Raw genomic sequence first — 6,383 nt, 5'->3', positions numbered from 1 at the left:
CGCGTTTCCGGCGAGGAGCGCCATGTCGAACTCGAAGGCATCTTCGTCCAGATCGGCCTCTTGCCGAACACCGACTGGCTGAAGGGCACGCTCGAACTGTCGAAGTTCGGCGAGATCGTCATCGACGCCAAGGGCCACACCTCGTTGCCCGGCGTCTTCGCCGCCGGCGACTGCACGACGGTGCCCTACAAGCAGATCATCATCGCCATGGGCGCCGGCGCCACCGCCTCGCTCAGCGCCTTCGACCACCTGATCCGCAGCTGATCCGGTTTTTGCGCAAATTTGACGGTCGACCGTGAAGGTCGGCCGTTTTTCATTGCGCGGCGAGCCGCCACAAGGACGTCACTTCGGCGGCACGCGCGGCGTGCAAGGGATCGCTGCGATCCTGCGCCTTGCCATGCGTCGGCCGGGTGTCGATGCGCGCGACGACGCGCAGGCCGGCCTGATCGATCCACTGCGGCAAATCGCTCCGACTGCGCAGGCCGAGATGTTCGGCGAGGTCGGACATGATCAACCAGCCCTCGCCGCCCGGTGCCAGATGTGCCGCCAGGCCGTCGAGGAAACCGCGCAGCATGCGCGAGTCGGGATCGTAGACCGCGTATTCGACCGGCGAAGTCGGCTGTCCCGGCAGCCAGGGCGGATTGCAGACGACCAGCGGCGCCCGGCCTTCGGGAAAGAGATCGGCCTCGACGATGCGGACTTTGACGGTCAACCCGAGTTTTTCGACATTTTCCGTGGCACAGGCCAGTGCCCGCGGCGCCATGTCGGTGGCGACGACATTCAGGCCTCGGCGGGCGAGCACCGCGGCGAGGACGCCGGAACCGGTACCGATGTCGAAGGCCAGATCGCAAGCCGGCGGCAGCGGCGCCTGCGCGACCAGGTCGACGTATTCGCCGCGCACCGGCGAGAAAACGCCGTAATGCGGATGGATGCGGCCACCGACCGCCGCCACCGGCACGCCCTTCTTGCGCCATTCGTGGGCGCTGATCACGGCCAGCAGTTCGCGCAGCGCAACGACGCTGTTGCTGCCATCGGGCTTGCCCCAGGCTTCGCGACAAGCCGGGCGGACATCCTGGGCACGGCGCAGCGGCAGCTTGTAGTCGGGACCGAGCGGCACCAGCAGGCGGGCGAGCAAGGCGGCACGCTGCCCCTGGCGCTGGCGGTGGGCGGCGAAACTGTGCGGATCACCGGCCTTGACGGCGAAATGGCGGTCGGCGCGACGGGTCAGCTCCTGGATCAGCCGGCGGACCTGCATCCAGTCGCCGCGCCAGAGCAAGGCGTGACCATCGAGCATGGCAGCGAAGGCAGCGTCGGCACCCAGGCTGTCGTCGACGATTTCCAGCGTCTGCGGCGCCGCCAGGCCGGCTTCGGAGCGCCAGCGGGCGCGACGGGTCTGGCCGTTCTCCGGCCATTCGATCAGGGGATTCATGCGGGCAATTGTAAGTGGTGGAAAGCCGGCCGATAAGCCGGGTTCTGTTCCCCTCTCGCGAGGTTCGGCAATCATTCCTCTAGGCCTGCCGTCACCGACAGGCTCAAGCAACCTACCCGGAAGCAGCGCGGGCCACGCCTCAGCTTCCCTATTTGGTCTTGCTCCGGATGGGGTTTACCGTGCCGTCCGCCGTTACCGTGGACGCGGTGAGCTCTTACCTCGCCGTTTCACCCTTACCTGTGCGTCTTGCGACGCCATCGGCGGTCTATTCTCTGTTGCACTTTCCGTTGCCTTGGGTCTTGCGACTTATAGCACCCAGTCGTTAACTGGCATCCCGCCCAATGGAGCCCGGACTTTCCTCCCGATACCGAAGTATCCAGCGATTGCCTGGCCGACTTTCCGGGGCGGATTATACGCGGATCGGCCTCAGGCGCCGTCGAAGTCGAGAACGAGCTCGCGGAACCAGCTGAAGCGGCGGTCGACGCGCGCCCGCCGTTCTATCGGGACCAGGCCGTTGGCGGTCAGGAAAGGCGGCGAGCCGACCGGCTGACGGCGGCGGTCGACGCGGCGGCGTTCGGTGCGATCCTGCTGGCTCATGCTGCCCTCGATCAAGGAAAAGGCGATGATGATAGCATCGCTCAGCCCAGCGGCAAGGCGGTACGGTCGACCACTTTGCGCAGCACGAAACTGGTGTGCACCCCGGTGACGCCCTGGATGCGCGTGATCTTGTTGAGCAGCAGGTCCTGATAGGCATCCATGTCGCGAACCACGACCTTGAGCTGGTAGTCCGACTGCTGGCCGGTGATGAGCAGGCATTCGAGCACTTCGGGAATGTCCGAGATGGTCGCTTCGAGGTTGGCGAAGCGCTCGGGCGTGTGCTGGTCCATCGAGATGCCGATCAGCGCCATCAGCGTCAGGCCGAGCTTCTTCGCATCGAGCAGGGCGCGGTAGCCGGCGATCAAGCCGGCCTCCTCAAGCGTACGCACCCGGCGCAGGCAGGGCGACGGCGACAGGCCGATGCGGTCGGCCAGTTCCTGGTTGCTGATCCGCCCATCCTGCTGCAGGACAGCGAGAATTTGCCGGTCGTAACGATCGATCGTCAATTGATTGCCCATAATTTCCTGTTTACGCAATTTTCTGCCAATTCAACGGCAAATCATGCCACAAAACGCAAGCACCTGCCGCCGGCTTTTACGTAATATTTCGCCATCGCAAAAATTTTCCGGAGCCGCATCATGTCGCAGCAGAAATCGTCCAAATACACCGCTTTTCCGCCCGTCGGCCTGGTCGACCGTCAGTGGCCGAACCGCACCATCACGCAAGCGCCGATCTGGATGAGCACCGACCTGCGCGACGGCAACCAGGCCTTGTTCGAGCCGATGAACGCCGACAAGAAGATGCAGATGTTCAAGACGCTCTGCCGGATCGGCTTCAAGCAGATCGAGATCGCCTTCCCGTCGGCGTCGGAAACCGAATTCGGCTTCGTCCGCCGCCTCATCGAGGAAAAACACATCCCCGACGATGTCACCATCGAAGTCCTCACCCAGGCGCGCGAGCACCTCATCCGCCGCACTTTCGAATCCTTGAAGGGCGCGAAACAAGCCATCGTCCATGTCTACAACGCCACCTGCCCGAGCTTCCGCGATTTCGTCTTCGGCATGAGCAAGGCCGAAGTGGTGACGATGGCGGTCGACGCGGTCAAGTTGATCAAAACGCTCGCTGCCGAAATGCCGGAAACGAAGATCACGCTCGAATACAGCCCGGAATTGTTCACCGCCACCGAACTCGACTTCGCCAAGGAAGTCTGCGACGCGGTCACCGCCGCCTGGGGCGCGACGCCGGACAACAAGGTCATCCTCAATCTCCCGACCACGGTCGAGATCGCCACGCCGAACATCTACGCCGACCAGATCGAGTGGATGCACCGCCACCTCGAACGCCGCGACAGCGTGATCATCAGCCTCCATCCGCACAACGACCGCGGCACCGCCGTCGCTGCCGCCGAACTCGGCCTGATGGCCGGCGCCGACCGCGTCGAGGGCTGCCTCTTCGGCAACGGCGAGCGCACCGGCAACGTCGACCTGGTCACCCTCGCGCTCAACATGCACACCCAGGGCGTCGATCCGCAGCTCGACTTCTCCGACATCAACGCCGTCGCCCGCACCTACGAACACTGCACCCAGCTCCCGATCCATCCGCGCCACCCGTACGTCGGGGATCTCGTTTTCACGGCCTTCTCCGGCTCCCACCAGGACGCCATCAAGAAGGGGTTTGCCGCTCAAAAGGCGGATGAGACTTGGTCAGTGCCCTACCTCCCGATCGACCCGGCCGACGTTGGCCGTTCCTACGACTCGGTGATCCGCGTGAACAGCCAGTCGGGCAAGGGCGGCATCGCCTACCTGATGGAAACCGAACACGGCGTGGTCATGCCGCGCCGCCTCCAGGTCGAGTTCTCCGGCGTCGTCCAGCGCCATACCGACACCCACGGCGGCGAAGTCAGCGCCGACGCCATCTGGCATCTCTTCAGCCAGACCTACCTCGACGCCGGCGACTGCATCCGCTACCGCGAGCACCATCTGTTCGAGCACGGCCAGCAGCAGGGCATCCGCCTCACCGTCGACATCGGCGGCACCACGCACGTGCTCAGCGGCGAAGGCAACGGCCCGATCAACGCCGCCATGCACGCCCTGGCGAGCGCCGGCATCCACGCCCAGGTGCGCAGCTACGAGGAACGCTCGATGGTGCCGATGGGCGAGGACGGCAACGCCCGTGCCTGCGCCTTCATCGAGATGGCCGCCAGCGGCCGCGGCGAATGCTACGGCGCCGGCATCGACGGCAACATCGTCACCGCCTCGATCAAGGCCCTGATCAGCGGCATCAACCGGCTCGGGGTCAGCGCCATCGACGCCGCCGCCTGAAGCCCGCAGGTGCTTGCCGGGCGCTCGGCAAGCACCTGAATTTCCTCGACTTCCTTGCCAGAACGGGCACAGCGGCGTATCATCCACAGGCTTCGCAGGAGCCAGCCGGCTCCGATCCCGTCGTTCTGCCCCGCGTAAATGCCCTCACCCTGCCGCCGTCGCCCAGCGACCGCTCCGGCAGACCGAAGCGCCCATTTCCCCGTCGCATAGCGCACCACCCGCGCAACCGCCGCCAGACCGCGGCCTTGCCGCCACTATCGCCGGAGGAGAATCACATGGCCAAGGAAGAACTACTCGAAATGATGGGCGTCGTCGAAGACGTCCTGCCCGATGGACGCTATCGCGTACTGCTGGAAAACGGCCACAAGATGGTCGCCTACACGGCCGGCAAGATGAAGAAGCACCACATCCGCATCCTGCTCGGCGACAAGGTCAGCCTGGAACTGTCGCCCTACGACCTGACCAAGGGACGGATCACCTTCCGCCACCTGGAAACGCGCAACGGCAGCACGCCGCCGCCCCCGCGCCGCCGTCACTGAACGAGCGGCTCACTCCGCATCCTCGCCGGCCGCCTCCGGCTGCTCGGCGAAGAAGGCGAACTGGCCGTTGCGCACACGGAACACCCCGCGCAACTCGCCCAGCCCCTCGGCCGGCTCCTCTTCCAGCCGGGCCCAGGACTCGCAGGTCTGCGACTCGGTCGCGTACATGCGCTTGCCGGCCTTGACGACGAAGGCCCCCGACGGCACCTGATAGACTTCCACCCGGGTATTCTCGGAGCCGGCGCCCAGCGCATGCCGGCGGTTGCAGGCGGGCATCCGCGACACGACCACGTAGAGATTGACCTTCTTGTCCCAGAACAGCGGCTGCTCGCGAATCACCGACAGCGCGTGCTCGCGCGTGCCGTCGATCGACCACGAGGCCCGGTCGTCGACACAGGCGGACAGCAGGGGCACGGCAAGCACGGCAGCAAGCAAGGCGGGCAGGCGCATGGTCGTTTTCCTCAGCGCATTTTCCAGGAGAGCGACTCGCCCGCACGCAGCGGCACGATGTCGTCGGTACTGACGTAAGGATAGCTCGCCGGCACCGTCCATGTCTCCTTGACCAGCGTCACCGTATCGGCGTTGCGCGGCAGGCCGTACCAGTCCGGACCGTTGAAGCTGGCGAAGGCCTCGAGCTGGTCGAGCGCGCCGGCATTCTCGAAGGCTTCGGCATAGAGCTCGATCGCCGCATAGGCGGTGTAGCAGCCGGCGCAACCGCAGGCGGCTTCCTTGGCGCCCCTGGCATGCGGCGCCGAATCGGTACCGAGGAAGAATTTCGGGTTGCCGGAAATCGCCGCCGCGACCAGCGCCTCGCGGTGCGTCTCGCGCTTCAACACCGGCAGGCAGTACCAGTGCGGGCGCACGCCGCCCTGGAAGATGGCGTTGCGGTTGTAAAGCAGGTGGTGGGCGGTGATCGTCGCCGCGACGTTGGCGGCGGACGACGCCACGAACTCGGCCGCATCCTTGGTGGTGATGTGCTCCATCACCACCTTCAGCTTCGGGAAGCGTTGCGTCAGCGGCAGCAGCACGGTGTCGATGAAGACTTTTTCGCGGTCGAACAGGTCGACCGCCGGATCGGTGACTTCGCCGTGCACCAGCAACGGCAGGCCAACCCGCTCCATTTCGGCGAGCGTCGCGTCGGCCTTGCGGATGTCGGTCAGGCCGGCATCGGAATTGGTCGTCGCGCCGGCCGGATAGAGCTTGACCGCCTTGACGAAGCCGGACGCCGCGGCCCGGGTGATCTCGGCCGGCTGCATGTTGTCGGTCAGGTAAAGCGTCATCAGCGGTTCGAAAGCCATGCCGGCCGGCAGTGCGGCCAGGATGCGGTCGCGGTAGGCGGCGGCCAGTTCGACCGTGGTCACCGGCGGCTTCAGGTTGGGCATGACGATGGCCCGGCCGAACTGGCGGGCGGTATGCGGCAGCACGGCGGCCAGGGCTTCGCCGTCGCGCAGGTGGAGGTGCCAGTCGTCGGGGCGGGTGATGGTGATTTGCATGGAG

8 protein-coding genes and 1 other RNA gene are annotated in these 6,383 nt (G+C 65.7%); 3 read left to right on the top strand and 6 right to left on the bottom strand.

Annotated elements, in window-relative coordinates; genetic code table 11:
* The coding region (locus DFR40_RS09530) for an FAD-dependent oxidoreductase (protein ID WP_170160193.1) at positions 1-264 on the top strand (264 nt) is incomplete at its 5' end.
* Between the two features lie 49 nt (positions 265-313).
* Here DFR40_RS09530 and DFR40_RS09525 read toward each other — a convergent pair.
* From DFR40_RS09525 to DFR40_RS09510, 4 genes are all read right to left on the bottom strand, one after another.
* Positions 314-1,429: a methyltransferase gene (locus DFR40_RS09525; protein ID WP_121458230.1), complete on the bottom strand. Its 1,116-nt coding sequence runs from the start codon at positions 1,427-1,429 to the stop codon at positions 314-316.
* 17 nt (positions 1,430-1,446) lie between these two features.
* Positions 1,447-1,828, bottom strand: an RNA gene (gene rnpB, locus DFR40_RS09520) — RNase P RNA component class A.
* A gap of 27 nt (positions 1,829-1,855) precedes the next feature.
* A complete protein-coding gene (locus DFR40_RS17150; protein ID WP_170160192.1) occupies positions 1,856-2,026 on the bottom strand; it encodes a hypothetical protein in 171 nt (56 codons plus the stop codon).
* 41 nt (positions 2,027-2,067) lie between these two features.
* Positions 2,068-2,532 (bottom strand): Lrp/AsnC family transcriptional regulator, encoded by a 465-nt coding sequence (locus DFR40_RS09510; protein WP_121458265.1) that lies wholly within the window; start codon positions 2,530-2,532, stop codon positions 2,068-2,070.
* Between the two features lie 132 nt (positions 2,533-2,664).
* On the opposite strand from DFR40_RS09510, the gene leuA reads away from it, so the two are divergent.
* Positions 2,665-4,347, top strand: coding sequence for a 2-isopropylmalate synthase (gene leuA / locus DFR40_RS09505; RefSeq protein WP_121458228.1), 1,683 nt, complete (start codon positions 2,665-2,667; stop codon positions 4,345-4,347).
* A 275-nt stretch (positions 4,348-4,622) separates the two neighbouring features.
* Positions 4,623-4,886 (top strand): translation initiation factor IF-1, encoded by a 264-nt coding sequence (gene infA, locus DFR40_RS09500; RefSeq protein WP_121458227.1) that lies wholly within the window; start codon positions 4,623-4,625, stop codon positions 4,884-4,886.
* A 9-nt stretch (positions 4,887-4,895) separates the two neighbouring features.
* On the opposite strand, the gene DFR40_RS09495 is transcribed toward infA, so the two are convergent.
* Both DFR40_RS09495 and pyrC read right to left on the bottom strand, forming a co-directional pair.
* Positions 4,896-5,300, bottom strand: coding sequence for a hypothetical protein (locus tag DFR40_RS09495; protein ID WP_147431308.1), 405 nt, complete (start codon positions 5,298-5,300; stop codon positions 4,896-4,898).
* 47 nt (positions 5,301-5,347) lie between these two features.
* The gene (gene pyrC / locus DFR40_RS09490) at positions 5,348-6,379 is read right to left on the bottom strand and encodes a dihydroorotase (protein WP_121458225.1); all 1,032 of its coding nucleotides are present in this window, start codon (positions 6,377-6,379) and stop codon (positions 5,348-5,350) included.
* Positions 6,380-6,383 lie beyond the last annotated feature (4 nt).

Source organism: Azonexus fungiphilus, from assembly GCF_003634965.1.
GTDB lineage: Bacteria > Pseudomonadota > Gammaproteobacteria > Burkholderiales > Rhodocyclaceae > Azonexus > Azonexus fungiphilus.
This window is presented reverse-complemented; position numbering and strand designations above follow the sequence as displayed.